The sequence below is a fragment of the Streptomyces sp. NPDC002520 genome, from assembly GCF_053595235.1.
In genome coordinates this window covers 461,658-481,751 of record NZ_JBSFXG010000003.1, presented here as the reverse complement: position 1 = coordinate 481,751, position 20,094 = coordinate 461,658, and the positions used below count along the sequence as shown (strand labels likewise).

Below are 20,094 nucleotides of genomic sequence, written 5' to 3'. Positions count from 1 at the left end.
GGGATGAACACCACGAGAGCGGTGCGAGAGGAGGAATGATCCTCCCGCACACAGCGTCCTCGCTGTGTTATTTCAAAGGAACCTCGACCATCGGAATGTTCCGACGGACGGGGTATCAACATATCTGGCGTTGATTTTTGGCACGCTGTTGAGTTCTCAAGGAACGGTCGCTTCCTTTGTACTCGCCCTCTCGGGCTTTCCTCCGGGCGCTTCCCTTCGGTCTTGCGTTTCCGACTCTATCAGATCTTTTCTCGATCCGATTTCCTCGGTGCTTTCCAGGTTTTCGCTCTCGCGTTTCCCTTTCCGGCGTTTCCGACTCTATCAGATCCTCGCGGCGTCTGATTCCCAGTCAGAGGGGGTTGTCTTCGCGGCTGTTGGGCCGTTCCGACGTCTCAAACCTTAGCGGATCTCTCCGGCGATTCCCAATCGGGTCACCGGGTCCCTATTCGAATTGAATTCGGGCATGCCGAAATCAATCCCAAGAGGAGATCGTGCTGATGGTGTGAGTGCCGCTCGAAGCGGCGGAGTTGCTGCCGCAGAAGCGTTACGGCTCTGTGGCAACCCGGAGAACTGTACGGATCGGGCGGGGGTGTGTCAACCGCCCCTGTCAAGATTTTTTCCGGGCCTCAGTCCAGGTCGGTGAGCCGGCCGCCCGCGTCGGGCTGGGCGTGCTCCACGCGGCGCAGCAGCCTGGTCAGGACCTCGTCGAGGACCGCGCGCTCCGCGGGGGTGAGGTCCTGGAGCAGGTCCTCCTCGAAGACGGTCGCCAGACGCATCGCCTCCAGCCACTTCTCGCGCCCTTCGGGAGTCAGCTCGACGATGACCCGGACGCGGTTGGACTCGTCGCGCTCACGGGTGACGAGTCCTTCGGCGACCATGCGGTCGATCCGGTGGGTCATCGCGGCCGGCGTGAGGCCGAGTCGCTTGGCGAGGTCGCTGGGGCCCATGCGGTACGGGGCGCCCGAGAGGACCAGCGCCTTGAGGACCTCCCACTCGGCGTTGCTGATGCCGAGGGCGGAGGTCTGGCGGCCGTAGGCGACGTTCATACGGCGGTTCAGGCGTGACAGCGCCGACACGATCTTCTCGACCTGGGGGTCGAGGTCATGGAACTCGCGCTGGTAGGCGGCGATCTGTTCTTCGAGCGTCGGCTCGGTGACGCCGGGGGTGTCGGCCATGGCCGCAGTATCGCACGCGGCTCCTTTGCTTTGAAGTCCTTCGAGGTGTACTCTTCAACATTGAACTTTAGCTTCGAAGTCTTCACTCCTAACTAGTTGAGAGAGGTGAACGTGACCAGGGCGATGGGCGCAGCGATGCGCCGGATCCACGTGGGCAATGCACTCAGCGCGTTCGGGCTCGGTTTCACGGTCCCCTACCTGTACGTCTATGTGGCGCAGGTGCGGGGGCTGGGAGCCATGACGGCGGGACTCGTGCTCGCCGTCTTCGCCGTGGCCGCGCTGATCGTTCTGCCGTTCGCCGGCAGGGCGATCGTGCGACGCGGCCCGCGGCCGGTCCTGCTCACCGCCCTGGTCACGGCAGCGGCGGGTGCGCTGAGTCTGGGGCTGGCGGGCAACGCCGCCGCGGTGCTGGCGTCCGCCGCGGCGCTCGGGGCGGGGCAGGCCGTGATGCAGCCCGCGCTGGCGACGATGATCGTGGACTGCTCGACGGCGGAGACGCGGTCGCGGGCCTTCGCGATGCAGTTCTTCCTGCAGAACCTGGGCCTCGGCGTCGGCGGGCTCATCGGCGGCCACCTGGTCGACACGACGCGGGTCTCCTCCTTCACCCTGCTGTTCGCGATCGAGGCGGCGATGTTCCTGCTGCTGGTCGGCGTGATGGCGACGGTGCGGATGCCGCACTCGCCGCGGATCGCGGACGCGCCGGGCGGTTCGGCCAAGGGCGGCTGGAAGCAGCTGCTGGGGAACCGGGCGATGGTGCAGCTGTCTGTGCTGGGCTTCGTGCTGTTCTTCGCCTGTTACGGGCAGTTCGAGTCGGGGCTGAGCGCCTACGGCGTCGAGGCCGCCGGAATTTCCACGTCCGCGCTCGGTACGGCGCTGGCGGCGAACACGTTGATGATCGTCGTCGCGCAGTTCGCGGTGCTGAAGTTCGTCGAGCGGCGTCGGCGGTCCCGGGTGATCGCGGGTGTGGGGCTCATCTGGGCGGTGGCCTGGCTCGCGGCGGGGTACGCGGGGCTCGGGCACGGGAGCCAGGAGATGGCGACGGCCGCGTTCGTGTCGACGTACGCGCTGTTCGGACTCGGCGAGGCGATGTTGTCGCCGACGGTCGCTCCGCTGGTGGCCGACCTGGCGCCGGAGGGGATGGCCGGGCAGTACAACTCGGCTTTCGCCCTGGTCAAGCAGTTGGCGCTGGCCATCGGCCCGGCGGTGGGCGGTCCTCTGGGAGCGTCCTTCCACGCGCCCTACATTGTGACCTTCCTGCTGTTCTCGCTGGGGATCACGGTGCTGGCGCTGCGGCTGGGTCGCCGGCTCACCGTCGCTCAGGACCAGCCGTGGGCCGCCACGAAGAGCCGGGTGGTCGCCCGGGGCACCGCAGCTGCGGAGCCCGTCCCCACTGAGGCGTAAGGCATCCGGTTCCCCGCGCCCCTGGGTCGGCACAGGCGCCGCCGCTTGCACAGCCCGCGGCGGCGCAACCCCCTAGGGGCGCGGGGAACCGCGCGACCAGCCACCACTCACCCGCACCCGGAAGCGCACCCGCACGCCGACCACGCTCCCCGACGACACTCCCCGGCTGCGCCCCCTCACCCCCTAGGTCACCCCCTGGGCAAGAGGAACTCGCACCACACCGCCTTACCCCCGTCCGGTGTTCTCCGGGAGCCCCAGGAGGAGGCGATCGTCGCGACGATGGCGATGCCCCGGCCCGACTCGTCGCCGGGTTCGGCGCGCCGGCGGCGGGGGAGGTGGTCGTCGCCGTCGGTCACCTCGATGATCAGGCGGCGGTCGGTGCGGCGGAGCCGCAACCGCATGGGCGGGGTGCCGTGCTGGAGCGAGTTGGCGACGAGTTCGCTGGTGGCGAGGACACCCGTGTCGTGCAGATCGGGTGGGAAGCGCCAACTGGCCAGGACGCCGGAGGCGAACGCACGGGCGCGCGGCGCGGCCTCCACCCCGCCGAGGAGGTCCAGTGCCGCGTTGCGGAAGAGGTCGCCCTCGGGGCCCGTGCGCGCGGGGTGCTGGAGGACGAGGACGGCGACGTCGTCGTCGTGGTCGGCGGTGACGCCGGCGGAGCGGACCAGGCGGTCGCAGACGACCTGGGGGGTGCCGGTCGCGCCGGACAGGGCACGCTCCAGGGAGGCGATTCCCTCGTCCAGGTCCTCGTCGCGCCGTTCGACCAGGCCGTCCGTGTAGAGGACGGCCGTGGAGCCGGGGCCGAGCGGGATGGAGCCGGAGGCGTGGATCCAGCCGCCGGTGCCGAGCGGCGGGCCGGTGGGTTCGTCGGCGCGCAGGACGGTGCCGTTCTCGTCGCGGACCAGGATCGGCAGATGGCCGGCGGATGCGTAGACCAGGCGGCCCTCGTTGGGGTCGTGGACGGCGTAGACGCAGGTGGCGATCTGGTTGGCGTCGATCTCGGTGGCGAGGCCGTCGAGGAGTTGCAGGACCTCGTGCGGGGGCAGGTCGAGGCGGGCGTAGGCGCGGACCGCCGTGCGGAGCTGGCCCATCACCGCGGCGGCCCGGACGCCTCGTCCCATCACGTCGCCGATGACGAGTGCCGTACGGCCGCCGCCCAGGGTGATGACGTCGTACCAGTCGCCGCCGACCGCCGCTTCCGTGCCGCCCGGCTGGTAGGTGGCGGCGATGCGCAGGTCGTCGGGCTGCTCCAGTTCCTGCGGGAGGAGGGAGCGCTGGAGGGTCACGGCCGTCTCGCGCTGGCGGCGCTCGCTGGCGCGCAGCCGTTCGGCGGCCTCGGCGTGGTCGGTGACGTCGGTGGCGAAGACGAGGACCGCGCCGTCGCCGCCGTCGCCGTCCTCGGCGACGGGGGTGCAGGTGAAGGTGTAGGAGCGGCCGTCGACGGCCTTGCGGGACTTCAGGGTGCGGGGCTTGCCGCTGCGCAGCACCTGGTCGAGGAGCGGGAGAAGACCGAGTTCGGCGAGTTCGGGCAGGGTCTCGCGGGCGGGGGTGCCCAGGGGGCGGGCGCCGAAGGCCGTCGTGTAGGCGTCGTTGACGTAGGCGATGCGGTGGTCGGGGCCGTGGACGAGGGCGACGAGGGCCGGGACGCGGTCGAGGACGGCGCGTGCGGGCAGCTCGTCGACGGCGGGGACGGCCGGGACGGCGGTTGTCCCGTCGGCGGGCCGTTCGGCGCGGGCCGCGGGTACGGAGCCTTCCCCCCGCCGGTCCGGGGAGACCGCCTGCTCGGTCCGCGCTGCGGCGCGGCGCTGCGTTCCGGGGAGCCGGGCGCTCCAGCGCGTGAAGTTCACAGTGGGGAAAGCCTCGTGGGTGCTGAGGGCGGGCGGGTGCCCGTCCGAGGACGTGTTGCAGTCTGGCAGGTGGCGGTCCGCGGCGATATCCGTCAGACGCCCGGGAAGGTCGGGGAGTTCCTCGCTCCGGTCAGGACGACCCCTTCGGGTTGTCCGAGTGCCCGTGGGGAGGTTTGCCACCGGCCGCGAGTTCGAACTCCGCTCGGGGATGTTCGAGGGATCCGAGCGAGACGATCTCCCGTTTGAAGAGCCCGGCGAGGGTCCATTCCGCCAGCACGCGGGCCTTTCGGTTGAAGGTGGGCACCCTGCTGAGGTGGTAGACGCGGTGCATGAACCAGGCAGGGTAGCCCTTCAGCTTGCGGCCGTAGACCTGGGCGACGCCTTTGTGCAGGCCGAGGGAGGCGACGGAGCCGACGTACGCGTGCTCGTACGTCTCCAGGGGCTCGCCGCGCAGCGCGTGGACGATGTTGTCGCCGAGGACCTTGGCCTGGCGGACCGCGTGCTGGGCGTTGGGGGCGGTCTCGGTGCCGGGTTCGGCGGCGGTGACGTCGGGGACGGCGGCGGCGTCGCCCGCGGCCCAGGCGTGCTCGGTGCCGTCGATCGTCAGCTCGGCGGTGCACTTCAGCCGGCCGCGCTCGGTGAGCGGCAGGTCGGTGGCGGCGAGCAGCGGGTGCGGTTTGACGCCGGCCGTCCACACGAGCGTGCGGGTCGGGAAGCGCTGGCCGTCGCTGAGGACCGCGACGCGGTCGGCGCAGGATTCCAGGCGGGTGCCCAGCAGGACCTGGATGTTGCGGCGGCGCAGCTCGGTGACGGTGTAGCGGCCCATCTCCGCGCCGACCTCGGGGAGGATGCGGTCGGAGGCCTCCACGAGGATCCATTTCATGTCCTCGGGGCGGAGGTTGTGGTAGTAGCGAGCCGTGTAGCGGGCCATGTCCTCCAGTTCGCCGAGCGCCTCGACGCCGGCGTAGCCGCCGCCGACGAACACGAAGGTGAGGGCGGCGTCGCGGATCGCGGGGTCGCGGGTGGAGGAGGCGATGTCCATCTGCTCGATGACGTGGTTGCGCAGCCCGATGGCCTCTTCGACGGTCTTGAAGCCGATGCCGTACTCGGCGAGGCCGGGGACGGGCAGGGTGCGGGAGACCGAGCCGGGGGCGAGGACGAGTTCGTCGTAGCCGAGGAGTTCGGCCGCGTTGCCCTCCTCGGCGGTGGCGAGCGTGGTGACGGCGGCCGTGCGTACGGCGTGGTCGATGGAGGTGACCTCACCGACGACCACGTGGCACTGGTCCAGGACGCGGCGCAGGGGTACGACGACGTGACGGGGGGAGATCGAACCGGCTGCCGCCTCGGGGAGGAACGGCTGGTACGTCATGTAGGGGTCGGGGGTGACGACAGTGATGTCGACCTCGCCCCGCCTGAGCTCCCGCTTCAGCTTCCGCTGAAGGCGCAGGGCGGTGTACATCCCGACGTAGCCGCCGCCGACAACCAGAATGCGCGCGCGTTCCTTCACCATCCCATGACGCACCGGGCGCTGTTGTTTGTCCACAGCCTCGTCAATTTGTGTGACCGGCGGACTGGTGTGCGCGGGGGTGGAGGTGCGAGCGAGGAAAGGGGAATGCGGGCTGGTCAGCGGGGGCGGACGGGCGGGTGCGAAGGAGTGGAACCCGGACAAAAAAGATCCGTACTCCGATCGGGGGCGCACTGTGCGGAACCTGCCCCTTCTGAATTGACTTCCTCTCAACTATGTTCGTGTGTCGACGGGGTGTAGGGAATGTGGTCGAAAGGGTCCAGGACGGGCGGTCCCGCTCTCATGGGCCGACGCGAGGGTTCCGCGCACTCCGGATCCAGTGGCGGGGAGTCTCCGGGGGGAGACGTCATTACCGGGGGAAACACATGCATGTTCAGGACACTCATTGGGCATCGGCAGCCGCCATCGCACCAGGCGGCAAAGCGGTGAACGCCGCGGTCGGCAACGGGCGCGCCGACGCGGCGCGTACGACGCCGCTGCGGGTGGACGCACAGCGCAATCTGGAGCACGTGCTGCGGGCGGCGCGCGAGGTGTTCGGCGAGCTGGGGTACGGCGCGCCGATGGAGGACGTGGCGCGGCGGGCGCGGGTCGGTGTCGGCACGGTGTACCGGCGCTTCCCGAGCAAGGACGTGCTCGTACGCAGGATCGCCGAGGAGGAGACCGCGCGGCTGACCGAGCAGGCGCGGACCGCGCTCGGGCAGGAGGACGAGCCGTGGTCCGCGCTGGCGCGGTTCCTGCGGACGTCCGTGGCGTCGGGGGCGGGGCGGTTGCTGCCGCCTCAGGTGCTGCGGGTCGGGGTCGCGGAGGAGGGCTCCGCCGGGCCGGCCGGCACCGGTGGCGGCTCCGACGAGGCTCGGGTGCCTCAGCAGCGGTCGCAGGCCGGGCTCGGCAGCGCTGAGCTTCGGCTGGTGACCGAGGAGCGGGCCGTCGTGGCCGCGGTCGCCGACGACCACGGGGCGACCGCGCTGCTCGACGTGGTCGGGCAGTTGGTGGAACGGGCCCGGACCGCGGGCCAGTTGCGGACCGACGTGTCGGTGTCCGATGTGCTGCTGGTGATCGCCACGGCGGCTCCGTCGCTGCCGGACGCGGCCCAGCAGGCCGCGGCTTCGACTCGGCTGCTGGACATCCTGCTGGAGGGGCTCCGGTCCCGTCCGGCGTAGCCGAGATCGCCGGCCCGCCTCGGCTCCGGCCGCGGCCGTCCGGGACGGCCGGCCCTGGACCGTCCACCCCGCTCGGCGTGCGGCCCTCGTTCGCGCCGAGGTGACAAGCGGCGCCGCCGTGTGGGGGTTTCGTGGGGGCAGGGGGAGGCTCGGGAATGAGGACGGGGCGTCTTGTTCGGGTGGTGTTCGGCAGGGGCGAGGGTTCGGGCGCTCGGATGAGTGACGGGCTGGTCGAGGGGGCCACCGGTTCATGGCGATGTGGCACCCTGAGCCGGTGACGGAGTGGGCTGGGCCGGTGTCGGGGGCTTTGCGCAATGAGCGTTGACGGACGGGACGGGTCGCGCGGTGGCGGTGACACGGACGCCGGGGGGCTGACCTCGCCCCAGGTGCCCAGCCAGGGGAGACGAGCCGCCGCGCCGGGCAACACGGCGGGCGGCACCGAGCGCGGTGTCGGGGCGAGCCTCCCGGCACAGCGTGACGGCAGTGCGCTGCCACCACCGCGGGACTTGCCGCCGTCCGACGGTGACCTGATCGAGCGGTTGCGCGGCGGCGGCGACTCCGCCTACGAGGAGTTGTACCGGCGGCATGCCGAAGCGGTGCGGCGATACGCCCGTACCTGCTGCCGTGACGGCCACACCGCGGACGACCTCACCGCCGAGGTCTTCGCCCGCATGCTCCAGGCGGTGCGCGGCGGTTCGGGGCCCGAGCACGCCGTGCGTGCCTATCTGCTGACCTCCGTGCGGCGCGTCGCCGCGCACTGGACGAAGTCCGCGCGGCGTGAGCATCTCGTCGACGACTTCGCGAAGTTCGCGCAGCAGGCCTCACGCGCCTCCGAGGTGTCCGACGACACCGCGTCCATGGGCTCCTTCGGAGCGGGTCTCGACCTGGGCGCCGACGTACGCGCCATGCACGAGGCCGAGCAGTCCATGGCCGTGCGGGCCTTCCGCTCGCTGCCCGAGCGCTGGCAGGCCGTGCTGTGGCACACCGAGGTGGAGGACGAGTCGCCCAGCGAGGTGGCCGTTCTGTTCGGTCTTGACGCCAACGGCACCCGGGTGCTGGCCAGCCGCGCCCGCGAGGGGCTGAAGCAGGCCTATCTGCAGGCCCACGTCAGCGCCACCCTCGCCGACGACGCGGAGTGCGCCCGCTACTCCGACCAGCTCGGCGGCTACGCCCGCCGCAAGCTGCGCATCCGCGCCGAACGCGGCCTGCGCAAGCATCTGGAGCAGTGCGCCAAGTGCCGGCTGGCGGCCGCGCAGATCGAAGAGGTCGCGAGCGGCATCCCCGGTGTCGTCCCGGTCGCGGTCATCGGTTGGTTCGGTGCGGCCGGGTACGCCAAGGCACTCGGCATCATCGCGGGCGGCGCCGGAGCGGGCGCCGCGGGTACGGCGGCCGCGGTGAGCGGCTCCTCGGGAGGCGCGAGCGGCGGCGCGGCGGCCTCGGAATGGCTCGCCGCCCCGGTCAAGGCCGGTATCGCCGCGGGTGTGGTGGCGGTCGCGGTGGCCGCCGTGGCGATGGCCCTGGTGAACGACGGCCACCGGGCGAAGGAGGTGGCCGAGCCGGCGCCGTCCGCGCCCGTGATCCAGCAGCAGCCGCCCGCGCCGGAGCCCACCCCGAAGAAGCCCGCGCCGAGGAATCCCGCGCCGGAGCCCGTGGTGCTGACTCCCCACCGCCCGGCACCCCCGCCGAAGCCGACCCCGGCCTCCACACCCACACCCACACCCAGGCCGGAACCGAAGCCGACCCCGACGCCCGCACCCACACCCACCCCGAAGCCGAGGCCCACGCCGACCCCGACGCCCACGCCGACTCCCCCGCCGCCTCCCGTCGTCTACGAGATGAACGAGCTGAGCTACGACGTCACCGGCGACGGCACCGAGCCCGAGATGCGGCTGGGCGCGAGCAGCTGGGTGTGGCAGCGCTACGGCATGTCCGTCGGCGGCACGCGCTACGCGCGCGGTGTCACCGTCCGCGGGCAGTCGTCGGTCACCGTCGACCTCAACCGCCGGTGCACCGCCTACGACGCCGTGGCGGGCGTGGACGACATGACGCTCGGGCTCGGCAAGGTCTCCTTCTCCGTCTACGCCGACGGGGTACGGCTGTGGAAGTCCGCCGCGGTGAAGGGCGGCGACGCGGCCGTACCCGTCCATGTGGACCTGACCGGGCGCAAGACCGTACGGCTCGTCGTGGAACCGGACAACCGGATCCTCGACCGGACCACCCTGGCGGACTGGGCCGACTCCCGGTTCACCTGCGAGTAGCCGGCGACCGGCCGCACGGCGGCCCGCGGGGCTCCGCTCCGGCAGCGCGCTCCCGCGCCGCTCAGGCGCCCGGCGTCAGAGCGCCCCTCCTCGGCGTGATCCCGGACGGCACCGCGCGGGCGCGGGCGGGGGTGCCGGTCCAGCAGGTGCCCCGGCGGGAGAGGATGCGGCGGAGCCAGAGTTCGAGGGAGACGAGGTCGGCGAGGCCGTCCAGGGGGAGGGGTTCGCCGGCGGCCGCGGCGCGCAGGGCCTTGCGGACGACCCGGGCCTCGACCAGGCCCGCATCGGCCAGCAGGGGCGTGGCGAAGAGGTCGACCAGGGAGTCGGCGGCCACGCGCAGGCCCGTGCGTGCGGCGGCTGCCGAGGACGCGTGGGAGGGGGCGCCCCAGCCGGGCGGGAGGTCGGTGATGCCGGCGCCCTCCAGGACCGTGCGCAGGACGGCGGAGCGGGCGCCCGGCTTGACGCGCAGGGCCTCGGGGAGAGCGCGGCAGGCGCGGACGACCTGGTTGTCGAGGAAGGGCGCGTGCAGCCGCTGGGAGCGGATCTCGGCGGCCTGTTCGAGGACACGCAGGTCGGCGGCGTGCCGGGCGAGCACCGCACGCGCGCGGAACTCGCCGGGACGCTGGGCGGCGCCCGTGGAGGACCGGTCCGCCTCGGCCTGGAGCAGAACCGATACTTCAGCCAGTGCCTCTCCCGTCAGCCACCGCGCCGCCGGCCCGGGACCGGCCCAGGTCAGCGCGGCCAGGGACGCGCCGACCGCGCCCTTGGGCTCCTCCAGGCGGCGCCGCATCAGCCGCTCGGCGAGCAGCTCCAGGCCCGCCCGGTACGGGGTGCGGGCCAGGCGCCGGGCGGCGCCGTACACGCGCGCGGGGACCATCACCGAGCCGTCGGCCCGGGTGAGGGCCGCGACCGGGCGGACCAGGTGGCGCCGCTGCCGGTCCATCAGGAGGTCCGCGAGACGGGCCGGGTGGGCGTCCAGGACCTGGCGGGCACCGTGGCCGGTGAAGTGGTCGGCGCTGCCGGCGGCGAGCCGGGCGCGGTGCCGGGCCGCCGTGACCAGCGAGGGTCCCGGCTCGTCGGTGAGGGGGCCGTCGAGGTCGGCGTAGGGCAGGGTCTCCTCGCCGCCGGTGACCACCACGTGGTGCAGCCGGGGGTTGGCGGCGAGGGCTCCGGCGCGCTCCAGCTCGTCCTCCCGGCCGCCGACGGCCAGGTCGTTGAAGGTGACGGCGACGAGCCGCTCGCCGGCGCCGGTGCCGTGGCCGAGCAGCGTGCCGGGCCGGCCGGGCAGTCCGGCGGCGAGCAGCGCCAGCGTGCCGGAGGCCGGTCCGCCGGACAGGTCGGCGCCGATGCCGGGCACCGGCATCCCGCGCGCGGCCCGCCGCTCGGCCGGGCCCATGCCGGGCACCGGACCGGGGTCGAGGTCGGGCACGTGCCGGGGTGCCGACAGCCGTGTGCGTACGGCCTCGATCAGGGCGTCCCGTACGCCGTCCACGGCGCGGTCGGGGTCGGTGGGGGGCGCGGCGACGGCGAGGGAGGCGACCGGCTCGTATCCGGCGATCTCCCGCGCTCCGGCGCGCAGCACCAGCGCGTGCCCCGGTGGAATGCGTCGTACGCCTTCGTACGGGGTGGTGTCGCGCAGTGCGGCCGGTACGTCGGGGGCGGCGAGCAGGGCAGCGAGGTGGCCGAAGTCCAGGTTGGCCTCGGCGAGGTCGGCGAGCGGCAGCGCGGCGGTGGCGTAGGCGGTGCCGCCGGCCCAGGGGGTGTGGAACACCGGGCGGGCGCCCGCGAGATCGCCGCAGACCGTGATGCGCCGGCCGACCTGGACGACGGCCGTGTAACTGCCGGGCCAGGTCGTCAGGTGCCGGAGCGCGCCCCCGCGCGCGGTGAACAGGCTGCGCCGCAGCTCCTCGTCGGAGGCGCCGCAGATGCCGAGGACGGCGATCCGGCTCTGCGCGTCGGCGGCCACCACGCGGACCTCGTCGGGCCGCCAGTCGCCGACGGCCCACAACGGATCGGGGTCGCCCCACAGAAGCCGGGAGCCGACCGGGTGCAGCGTCTCGCCGTCGTATCCGGTGGCGCCCGCGGAACCGGTCCCGACGGCGCCCGCGGCGGTGCTGCTCCAACCCACCAACCACCGCATCGACGCCTCCACAGGCTGTGGACAACCAGTGCACCCTTGGAACCGGACCCCATGCTGCCATGAAGAACGCGCCGTGGAGGGACGGTGGCACCGCCTTCGATCGAGGGAAAACCGAGGGAAAGCTGCGGGAAAGCTGCGGGAAAGCCGAGGGATGGCCGCGGGGAAACGGTGGGGAGACTGCGACACGGGCGCCGCGGAAGCCGAGAGGGGGGCCGGCGTCGCGCCCACGGAGAAGGGTCACGCGAACGCCCGTACGGGGAAAGGGTGAAAGCTCGGTGCGACTCGAATGCGCCCCCGAAACGCTCCCCTAAAACACCCTTCGCGCCCTCAAGTCCCATGGTGGGAGCGGATTTCACCCACGAGGACAGGGGGCTGTTTTCAGCCAAATCGGCGGAGGGCAGGGAGGTTTGAGCACGCTCTGTACAGGCCTGTGAAACGCACGGCGGCGCGGTGGCGCGCACAGTCCGGGAGGCGGGCATCGCCTCCCGGACCGGTCCGCCACCCGCGGGGATGAAGGTGGCGGTGTCCCCCAGCCCACTGGATCCAGTACAGCGGGCCGACCCACGCACGAGCCATGGAACCGCTCCCCCGATGGCCGGAGAAGAGCGCACGCACAGGCGCACGGCCACACGGGCGGGTGCACACCCGGCCCGGCCGTGCACGGTGCGTACAGGACCGTACTCCCGTACGGACCACAATCCCGCCATCCGGAACAATGCCCCTTAACGCTTGGGATCCGGCGAACTACGCTGTGTTTACGAATGCCGCGTGGTTATGCCAGAGCGGCGGCCGTCTGTGTCGAGGGGTGGCGCATGTCCAGGGAGCAACGCGGGCCGAACGAAAAGCTCGGCACCGTTCTCGCCCTCGCGGGAATCAGCAACGCAGGACTCGCGCGTCGCGTCAACGACCTTGGCGCCCAACGCGGGTTGACTCTTCGCTACGACAAGACCTCGGTGGCGCGCTGGGTGTCGAAGGGGATGGTGCCGCAGGGTGCGGCACCGCACCTCATCGCGGCCGCCATCGGCCAGAAGCTCGGCCGTCCGGTGCCGCTCCACGAGATCGGCCTGGCGGACGCGGACCCCGCCCCCGAAGTCGGCCTCGCCTTCCCCAGGGACGTGGGACAGGCGGTGAGGTCGGCGACGGAGCTGTACCGGCTCGACCTCGCCGGGCGCCGGGCGGGCTCCGGCGGCATCTGGCAGTCGCTCGCCGGATCGTTCGCGGTGAGCGCGTACGCAACGCCCGCCTCACGGTGGCTGATAACCCCCGCCGACAGTTCGGTCGCGCGGGAGGCGAACTCCGCCGAGGACTCCGGCGCACCGATCAAAGTCGGCCACAGCGATGTGCAGAAGCTGCGGGAGGCCGCCGAGGACGCCAGGCGCTGGGACTCCAAGTACGGGGGCGGCGACTGGCGTTCGTCCATGGTTCCGGAGTGCTTAAGGGTGGAGGCGGCGCCGCTGCTGCTCGGCTCCTACTCCGACGAGGTCGGCCGCGCCCTGTTCGGGGCGAGCGCCGAACTCACCCGGCTCGCCGGCTGGATGGCCTTCGACACCGGCCAGCAGGAGGCGGCGCAGCGCTACTACATCCAGGCGCTGCGGCTCGCACGCGCGGCGGCCGACGTCCCGCTCGGGGGCTACGTACTGGCCTCCATGTCGCTGCAGGCGACGTACCGGGGGTTCGGTGACGAGGGTGTCGACCTGGCGCAGGCCGCCCTGGAGCGCAACCGGGGCCTGGCGACCGCCCGCACGATGAGTTTCTTCCGGCTGATCGAGGCGCGGGCACACGCGCGCGCGGGGGACGCGCAGGCGGCGGGTGCGGCGCTGAAGGCGGCGGAGGGATGGCTCGAACGCTCCAGGGAAGGTGACAACGACCCTTCATGGCTTGGTTTTTATGGATACGACCGGTTCGCCGCCGACGCGGCGGAGTGCTACCGGGACCTGAAGGCGCCACGGCAGGTGCGGAGGTTCACCGAGCAGGCCCTGTCGAAGCCGACGGAGGAGTTCGTGCGCTCCCACGGGCTGCGGCTGGTGGTGTCCGCCGTGGCCGAGCTGGAGTCCGGGAATCTGGACGCCGCGTGCGAGCAGGGAGTGCGGGCCGTGGAGGTGGCCGGGCGGATCTCCTCGGCCCGCACCACCGAGTACGTGAAGGATCTTCTGCACCGGCTGGAGCCCTACGGGGACGAACCGAGGGTGGTCGAGCTGCGGGAGCGGGCGCGGCCGCTGCTGATGGCTGCGCCGGCGTAGGGGGCGCCTGCTCGTCTGCCTGGTTTGTGTCTGTTTGCGGCTGCGGGTCGTCTTTGCTGGATCGCGCAGTTCCCCGCGCCCCTTCAGCACGCCGCCGCTCCGTGGCGTTTGAAGGGACTGTCAGTGGCGCAGTGCACTATCGAGGTGGGAGGTGGTGCAGGTGGCGGTCGGTGCGTACGACTGTGATGTGCTCGTGGTGGGTGGCGGGATCGTCGGACTGTCCACGGCGTACGCGATCACGCGTGCCGCGCCGGGTACGCGGGTGACCGTGCTGGAGAAGGAGGCGGGGGCGGCCCGGCACCAGACGGGGCGCAACAGCGGGGTCATCCACAGCGGGATCTACTACCGGCCGGGCTCCCTCAAGGCGCGGTACGCGGTGCGGGGCGCCGCCGAGATGGTGAAGTTCTGCGCCGAGTACGGCATCGAGCACGCGGTCACCGGCAAGCTGATCGTCGCCACCGAGCGGGAGGAGCTGCCCCGGCTGCACGCGCTCGTGCAGCGCGGCCGGGAGAACGGGATTCCGGTGCGGGAGCTGGGCCCCGCGCAGATCGGTGAGTACGAACCCGAGGTGCGCGGCCTCGCGGCCATCCACGTGGGCACGACGGGCGTGTGCGACTTCGTGGGCGTCGCCCGGCAGCTGGCCCGGGCCTCCGGGGCCGAGATCCGGTACGGCGCACGGGTCGTGCGGATCGACCGGCGCCCGGAGCGCGGCGTGGCCGTGCTGACGTCGGGCGGGGACGTCGTCCGCGCGCGGGTGCTGGTGAACTGCGCCGGCCTGTACTGCGACGAGGTGGCCCGGCTGACCGGCGACGAGCCCGGGGTGCGGATCGTGCCGTTCCGGGGGGAGTACTACGAGCTGGCGCGGCCCGAGCTGGTGCGGGGACTGGTGTATCCGGTGCCGGATCCGGCGTTCCCGTTCCTCGGCGTGCATCTGACCCGGGGGATCGACGGAGGCGTGCACATCGGCCCGAACGCGGTGCCGGCGCTCGCCCGGGAGGGGTACGGGTGGGGGGTCGTACGCCCCCGGGAGTTTGCCGGGACCGTGGCCTGGCCGGGGTCCTGGGTGATCGCCCGGCGGCACTGGCGGTACGGGGCGGGAGAGCTGCGGCGGTCGGTGTCCAGGAAGGCGTTCCTGGGGGCCGTACGAAGACTCCTGCCCGCGGTGCAGGAGACGGATCTGGTGCGGGCCCCCGCGGGAGTGCGGGCGCAGGCGGTGCTGCGGGACGGGACGCTGGTCGACGACTTCCTCATCCGGGAGGGGAGCCGGGCCGTGCACGTGCTCAACGCGCCCTCTCCCGCGGCCACCGCTTCGCTGCCGATCGGCCGGGAGGTCGGGCGTCGGGCGCTGGACATGCTCGGTTCGCTGTAGTCGCCGTACCGGGGGCTCTGCCCCCGGCTCCCGGCTCCCGGCGGCCCGCCCGTCCCGTGCCCGTCCCGGCGCATCGAAGAGGCGCCGTAAAATCGGCCTCACTGTGTCTGACTTCCTCAACGCCCCCGAAGCCACCCGGTCCGCTGCCGCCGCGCACGCGCCGGCGTCCTCGCACGTCCCCGGTGAGTCCGTCCGGCACACGCGGGCCAAGGGCGAGCCGCGGTTCCCGGACGGCCCCAAGGCCGATCCCGCCGGCTCGCACTTCGAGCGGCGGATCCGGAGTTTCCAGCCGCGGCGGAGCAGGGTGACCACGGGGCAGGCCGACGCGTTGCAGCGGCTGTGGCCCACGTGGGGACTGGACATCGACGGCCAGCGGGTCATCGACTTCGCGGAGATGTACGGGAACGGGAACCCCGTCGTGCTCGAGATCGGGTTCGGCATGGGCGAGGCCACCGCGCAGATGGCGGCCGCGGACCCCGGGACCAACATCCTCGCCGTGGACGTGCACACCCCGGGGCAGGGCAATCTGCTGGCTCTCGCCGAGCAGAACGGGCTGTCCAACGTCCGGGTCGCGAACGGGGACGCGATCATCCTGCTCAGGGAGATGCTCCGGCCCGGCTCGCTCGACGGTCTGCGCGTGTACTTCCCGGACCCCTGGCCGAAGAAGCGGCACCACAAGCGGCGGCTGATCCAGCCCGAGTTCCTGTCCCTGGCGGCGACCCGGCTGAGGCCCGGGGCGATCGTGCACTGCGCGACCGACTGGGAGCCGTACGCCGAGCAGATGCTGGAGGTGCTCACCGCGCACCCCGACTTCGAGAACACGCAGGCCGACGGCGGTTTCGCGCCGCGTCCCGACTTCCGGCCGCTGACCCGTTTCGAGGGGCAGGGTCTGGACAAGGGACATGTGGTGAACGATCTCCTCTTTCGTCGCGTACCGCAGCCGAAGCAGTAACCATCCGTAGCCGCGACGACGGCGACAGCATCACCGCCTTCGTCCGGTCACCGTTAGGGTCGATGCCGTGGCCAGCAGTCCTCCGTACCCGACGTACTCCCCCGGCCCCATGAGCGGAGCGCATCCGCACTGGTGGCAGCGCCGGTCGGTGCGCTACGGGGCGCTGATCACACTGCTCGCCCTGTCCGGTCTGGTGATTCTCGCGCTGGTGCGGCGGCAGACCGGCACCGAGGGGTTCCTGGTCGGACTGGGTCTCGCGGTGCTGCCGGTGCCCTGGCTCATAGCCGCCTTCCGGTGGCTGGATCGGGTCGAGCCGGGACCCTGGCGGAACCTGGTCTTCGCCTTCGCCTGGGGGGCGTGCGCGGCGGCGCTGATCGCCATCGTCGCCAACAGTTTCGCGACCAAGTGGATCGTCACGGCCACCGCCGACCCCGGGAGCGCCGACACCCTCGGCGCGACGGTGATAGCGCCGATAGTGGAGGAGTCCGCCAAGGCGGCGGCCGTGCTGCTGGTCTTCCTGTTCCGCAGACGCGAGTTCACCGGGATCATCGACGGGGTCGTGATCGCGGGGCTCACCGCGACCGGGTTCGCGTTCACCGAGAACATCCTCTACCTGGGCACGGCCTTCGGGACCGACCAGCTCACCGGCGGCGGGGGCATCGCCTCCGTCACCGCCGCCACCTTCTTCGTGCGCGTCGTGATGTCCCCGTTCGCGCATCCCCTGTTCACCGTGCTCACCGGCATCGGCTTCGGCATCGCCGCGCTGTCCGCGGACGGCCGGACCGCCCGGCGCGTGCTGGTTCCGCTCGGCGGGCTGCTGCTCGCGATGAGCATGCACGCCTTCTGGAACGGCTCCTCGACCTTCGGCGAGTACGGCTTCTTCGCCGTGTACGGGGCGTTCATGGTGCCCGCGTTCGGCCTGCTGACCTGGCTCGCGGTGTGGACGCGGCAGCGGGAGCTGCGGACCGTGCGGGAAGAGCTGACGGCGTACGTGTACGCCGGCTGGCTGGGTCCCGCCGAGCCGTTCGTCCTCGGGTCCATGCGGGCGCGGCGGATGGCCCGCGACCATGCCCGCCGGCACTTCGGGGGACGGCCGGCGGCGCGGGCGGTGGCCCAGTACGAGGCGTACGCCACCTCGCTCGCGTTCCTGCGCCACCGGGGGCGCCGGGGGAAGGCCGGGGCCGACTTCATCACCCGCGAGCGGGAACTGCTGGGCGCGCTGTGGGAGCGGCGCCAGGTGGCCCGCCCGTCCCTGGAGTACGCCTCCCGCGCTGTGGCGCCGCCCCGCCCGGTGCACGGCGCCCCGGCCCCCTACTGGTACGGCTACGCGGCGGCGCCCTATCCCGCGTACCAGGCGCCCTATCCCGCGTACAACCCGTACCGGTCGTAGGCCTTCGGGCCGCGCAGGGTGCCGCGCCCCCGTACCGGTACGGGGGCGGCGCGGCGGGGGGTCCCGGTCAGGCCGAGGCCTGCGTCAGCTGGTTCACTTCCTGGTCCGTCAGGTGGAGGCCGGCGACGCCCAGCAGGGCCGGGAGCTGGTCGACGGTGCGGGCGGAGGCGATGGGGGCCGCGATGGTCGGCTGGGCGGCGAGCCAGGCGAGGGCGACCGTGGCGACGGGGGCCTCGTGGGCGGCGGCGACCTCGTCCAGGGCGGCGAGGACCTTCTGGCCGCGCTCGGTCTCGAGGTGCTGGGCGGCGGAGCCGGCGCGGGCGCTGTCGACCGTGGTGCCGGGGCGGTACTTGCCGGTGAGGAAGCCGGAGGCGAGGGCGAAGTACGGAATGCCGGCCAGGCCCTCGCGGGCGGCCAGGTCCTGCAGCGGGCCCTCGTAGGTGTCGCGGGAGACCAGGTTGTAGTGCGGCTGGACGGCGACGTAGCGGGCCAGGCCCTCGCGGGCGGAGAAGTCGAGGGAGGCCCGCAGACGCTCGGGGGTGATGTTGGAGGCGGCGATCTGCCGGACCTTGCCCGCCTTCACCAGCTCGTCGAGGGCGCCGATGATCTCCTCGACCGGCACCTCGGGCTGGTCGAAGTGCGTGTAGTAGAGGTCGATGTAGTCGGTGTCCAGGCGGCGCAGGGACGCGTCGGCGGCGGCCTTGATGTTGGCGGCGGTGAGGCCCATGTACTCCGGGTGCTGGCTGACCTTGGTCGCGACGACGACGTCCGAGCGGTTGCCGCGCGCCTTGAGCCACTTGCCGATGATCGTCTCGGACTCGCCGCCCTTGTTGCCCTCGATCCACGCCGAATAGGAGTCGGCGGTGTCGACGAAGTTGCCGCCGGCGGCCGTGTAGGCGTCGAGGACGGCGAAGGAGGCCTCCTCGTCGGCGGTCCAGCCGAAGACGTTGCCACCGAGGGCCAGCGGGAAGACCTCGAGGTCGGAGGAGCCGAGCTTGCGCAGAGGGGAATGTGAAGCAGTCATGTTTCAGTTCAACTGCCACTTCCGCCCCACCCATTCCGGGTTCCTGCGAAGAGTGGGTGAAAACGCCCGGACGGACCACGTGCGTGCCCGGAGAACGGGACCTGCCCGAGAGCGGGACCTGCCCGGAGGACGGGACTTGCCCGGCCGGCCGGGCTCACACGGGCGGCGAAGGCGCACCCGGGCGGCCGGGCGCGCCGACGGCCCTGACGTCGGGGGGATGCCGCCAGGGCCGCCGGGGGCCGGTCATGGGGGGATCAGAACCGGCCGAGGCCCGGTCGCGAACGACCGGGCGTGGGCCGGGAGCGGGTCAGTGGCCGCTCAGGGGGTGAGACCCTTGCCGCGCAGCCACGCCGCCGGGTCGATGCCGGTGGACTGGCCGCCGGGGTGGACCTCCAGGTGGAGGTGCGGGCCGGTGACGTTGCCGGTGGCGCCGACGCGGCCGATGACCTCGCCGGTGGTGACCTTCTGGCCGGCGGAGACGGTGATCGAGGACTGGTGGCAGAACCACAGCTCGGTGCCGTCGTCGAGGGTGAGGACGGTGCGGTAGCCGTAGGCGCCGGCCCAGCCCGCCTCGGTGATCGTGCCGCCGTGGACGGCCTTGATGAGCGTGCCGGTGGGCGCGGCGAAGTCGAGGCCGGTGTGGTAGCCGGAGGACCACATGGAGCCGGGCTGACCGAAGGTGCCGGTGATGGTGTACGAGACGACCGGCAGCTTGAACTGCCGCGCCAGCGCGGCCAGGCGCTCCGCCTCGGCCTTCTTCCTGGCCTCGGCCTCCGCCTTCTCCTTCGCGGCGGCCGCCTTGGCGGCGGCCTCCTTCTTCGCCTTGGCGGCCGCGTCGGCGGCGGCCTTCTCGGCGGCGGCGGCCGCTGCCGCGGCGGCCTTGTCCTCGGCCCGGCTGTCGGCCTTGCTCTGCTGCTGCTCGGCCTGCGCCATGATCCGGTTGCGCAGGGCCTCGCCCGCGTCGGCGCCCTTCGCGCTGTCGGCGGAGGTCACGCCGACGTTGGTGAGGGAGGCGGTGGTGGCCTTGGGCGCGCCGGAGGAGTCGTCGAACAGGTGCTCGACGGAGTCCATGGAGGGCAGGTGGTCGGGCAGCGAGATGGACACCGGCGGCTTGCCGGTGTTCGCGCTGGCGATGCCGCCCGCACCGACGGCGGCGATGACACCGACGCCGAGGACGGTGGAGCTGCGGGCGAGTCCGCCGCGCTGCTTGGCGACGCGGTGCCGGCCGCGCACCGGGCGGATGGACTCCTCGGTGGGGTTCCACTCCTCCCAGGGACCCTCTTCGGGGCCGGGACCGCCGTAACCGAAGGTCTCGGGATCTCGCTGAGCGGGCACGAACGGGGCTTCTGGGGCAGGGCGGTTGGACGCCACGCGGGCGTACTCCTTTCCTTCCTTCGCCTACCGGGTTAGCTGACGGGTTCGGAGCAGGAAGGTCTCCTACGCGCGTATACCGGTCGTGAGTCAAGCAGTTCACGACGGCGTCCGCGTGATTCACCCCAAGGTGGTGGTTCCCCGGTTCCCTTGCGAGATTCGGCGTGTGCGCACGGAGCCGCCTCTTGTGACGGCTGGGACGACCGCGCTGCGTTATCGAACGTTAATAGACCCGGGCGCCA

Annotated in this window: 13 protein-coding genes and 1 riboswitch; of the genes, 7 read left to right on the top strand and 6 right to left on the bottom strand. The window is 72.4% G+C overall.

The genetic code is table 11. From position 1 onward, the window contains the following. Window positions 1-626 precede the first annotated feature (626 nt). Window positions 627-1,175 carry a MarR family winged helix-turn-helix transcriptional regulator gene (locus ACWD5D_RS08195; protein ID WP_451371963.1) on the bottom strand — a complete coding sequence of 183 codons (549 nt, stop codon included), beginning with the start codon at window positions 1,173-1,175 and terminating at the stop codon, window positions 627-629. Between the two features lie 111 nt (window positions 1,176-1,286). On the opposite strand from ACWD5D_RS08195, the gene ACWD5D_RS08190 reads away from it, so the two are divergent. Next, entirely contained in the window at window positions 1,287-2,576 is a 1,290-nt protein-coding gene (locus ACWD5D_RS08190; protein WP_451371962.1) for an MFS transporter, read from the top strand. Between the two features lie 188 nt (window positions 2,577-2,764). On the opposite strand, the gene ACWD5D_RS08185 is transcribed toward ACWD5D_RS08190, so the two are convergent. Further along, complete coding sequence (locus tag ACWD5D_RS08185; protein WP_451371961.1) at window positions 2,765-4,423, bottom strand: ATP-binding SpoIIE family protein phosphatase; 1,659 nt, start codon at window positions 4,421-4,423, stop codon at window positions 2,765-2,767. 130 nt (window positions 4,424-4,553) lie between these two features. After that, window positions 4,554-5,933, bottom strand: coding sequence for an NAD(P)/FAD-dependent oxidoreductase (locus ACWD5D_RS08180; protein ID WP_451371960.1), 1,380 nt, complete (start codon window positions 5,931-5,933; stop codon window positions 4,554-4,556). A gap of 380 nt (window positions 5,934-6,313) precedes the next feature. Between ACWD5D_RS08180 and ACWD5D_RS08175 the strand changes: the two genes are divergently transcribed. Both ACWD5D_RS08175 and ACWD5D_RS08170 read left to right on the top strand, forming a co-directional pair. Continuing rightward, a complete protein-coding gene (locus ACWD5D_RS08175; protein ID WP_451371959.1) occupies window positions 6,314-7,108 on the top strand; it encodes a TetR/AcrR family transcriptional regulator in 795 nt (264 codons plus the stop codon). Between the two features lie 314 nt (window positions 7,109-7,422). Beyond that, a complete protein-coding gene (locus ACWD5D_RS08170) occupies window positions 7,423-9,366 on the top strand; it encodes a sigma-70 family RNA polymerase sigma factor (RefSeq protein ID WP_451371958.1) in 1,944 nt (647 codons plus the stop codon). A 61-nt stretch (window positions 9,367-9,427) separates the two neighbouring features. Here ACWD5D_RS08170 and ACWD5D_RS08165 read toward each other — a convergent pair whose 3' ends face one another. Continuing rightward, window positions 9,428-11,506 (bottom strand): asparagine synthase-related protein, encoded by a 2,079-nt coding sequence (locus ACWD5D_RS08165; RefSeq protein WP_451371957.1) that lies wholly within the window; start codon window positions 11,504-11,506, stop codon window positions 9,428-9,430. 812 nt (window positions 11,507-12,318) lie between these two features. Between ACWD5D_RS08165 and ACWD5D_RS08160 the strand changes: the two genes are divergently transcribed. The 4 genes from ACWD5D_RS08160 (at window position 12,319) to ACWD5D_RS08145 (ending at window position 17,457) form a co-directional block, all read left to right on the top strand. After that, entirely contained in the window at window positions 12,319-13,746 is a 1,428-nt protein-coding gene (locus ACWD5D_RS08160) for an MFS transporter (RefSeq protein WP_451371956.1), read from the top strand. Window positions 13,747-13,897: 151 nt separating this feature from the next. Then, window positions 13,898-15,115: an L-2-hydroxyglutarate oxidase gene (gene lhgO, locus ACWD5D_RS08155; protein WP_451371955.1), complete on the top strand. Its 1,218-nt coding sequence runs from the start codon at window positions 13,898-13,900 to the stop codon at window positions 15,113-15,115. A gap of 103 nt (window positions 15,116-15,218) precedes the next feature. Further along, window positions 15,219-16,067: a tRNA (guanosine(46)-N7)-methyltransferase TrmB gene (trmB, locus tag ACWD5D_RS08150; RefSeq protein WP_451371954.1), complete on the top strand. Its 849-nt coding sequence runs from the start codon at window positions 15,219-15,221 to the stop codon at window positions 16,065-16,067. Between the two features lie 67 nt (window positions 16,068-16,134). After that, window positions 16,135-17,457 carry a PrsW family intramembrane metalloprotease gene (locus ACWD5D_RS08145; RefSeq protein WP_451371953.1) on the top strand — a complete coding sequence of 441 codons (1,323 nt, stop codon included), beginning with the start codon at window positions 16,135-16,137 and terminating at the stop codon, window positions 17,455-17,457. A gap of 67 nt (window positions 17,458-17,524) precedes the next feature. Here ACWD5D_RS08145 and ACWD5D_RS08140 read toward each other — a convergent pair whose 3' ends face one another. Together ACWD5D_RS08140 and ACWD5D_RS08135 are read right to left on the bottom strand one after the other, a co-directional pair. Then, window positions 17,525-18,481 (bottom strand): aldo/keto reductase, encoded by a 957-nt coding sequence (locus ACWD5D_RS08140; RefSeq protein ID WP_451371952.1) that lies wholly within the window; start codon window positions 18,479-18,481, stop codon window positions 17,525-17,527. A 318-nt stretch (window positions 18,482-18,799) separates the two neighbouring features. Beyond that, window positions 18,800-19,852: a M23 family metallopeptidase gene (locus tag ACWD5D_RS08135; protein ID WP_451371951.1), complete on the bottom strand. Its 1,053-nt coding sequence runs from the start codon at window positions 19,850-19,852 to the stop codon at window positions 18,800-18,802. Window positions 19,853-19,861: 9 nt separating this feature from the next. Further along, window positions 19,862-20,027, bottom strand: a riboswitch (cyclic di-AMP (ydaO/yuaA leader). Window positions 20,028-20,094 lie beyond the last annotated feature (67 nt).

Bases quoted from the DNA above. Each gene is read 5' to 3' on its own strand.
- ACWD5D_RS08195 (WP_451371963.1), bottom strand. From the start codon at position 1,175: ATGGCCGACACCCCCGGCGTCACCGAGCCGACGCTCGAAGAACAGATC.
- ACWD5D_RS08180 (WP_451371960.1), bottom strand. From the start codon at position 5,933: ATGGTGAAGGAACGCGCGCGCATTCTGGTTGTCGGCGGCGGCTACGTC.
- ACWD5D_RS08175 (WP_451371959.1), top strand. From the start codon at position 6,314: ATGCATGTTCAGGACACTCATTGGGCATCGGCAGCCGCCATCGCACCA.
- ACWD5D_RS08170 (WP_451371958.1), top strand. From the start codon at position 7,423: ATGAGCGTTGACGGACGGGACGGGTCGCGCGGTGGCGGTGACACGGAC.
- ACWD5D_RS08165 (WP_451371957.1), bottom strand. From the start codon at position 11,506: ATGCGGTGGTTGGTGGGTTGGAGCAGCACCGCCGCGGGCGCCGTCGGG.
- ACWD5D_RS08160 (WP_451371956.1), top strand. From the start codon at position 12,319: ATGTCCAGGGAGCAACGCGGGCCGAACGAAAAGCTCGGCACCGTTCTC.
- ACWD5D_RS08140 (WP_451371952.1), bottom strand. From the start codon at position 18,481: ATGACTGCTTCACATTCCCCTCTGCGCAAGCTCGGCTCCTCCGACCTC.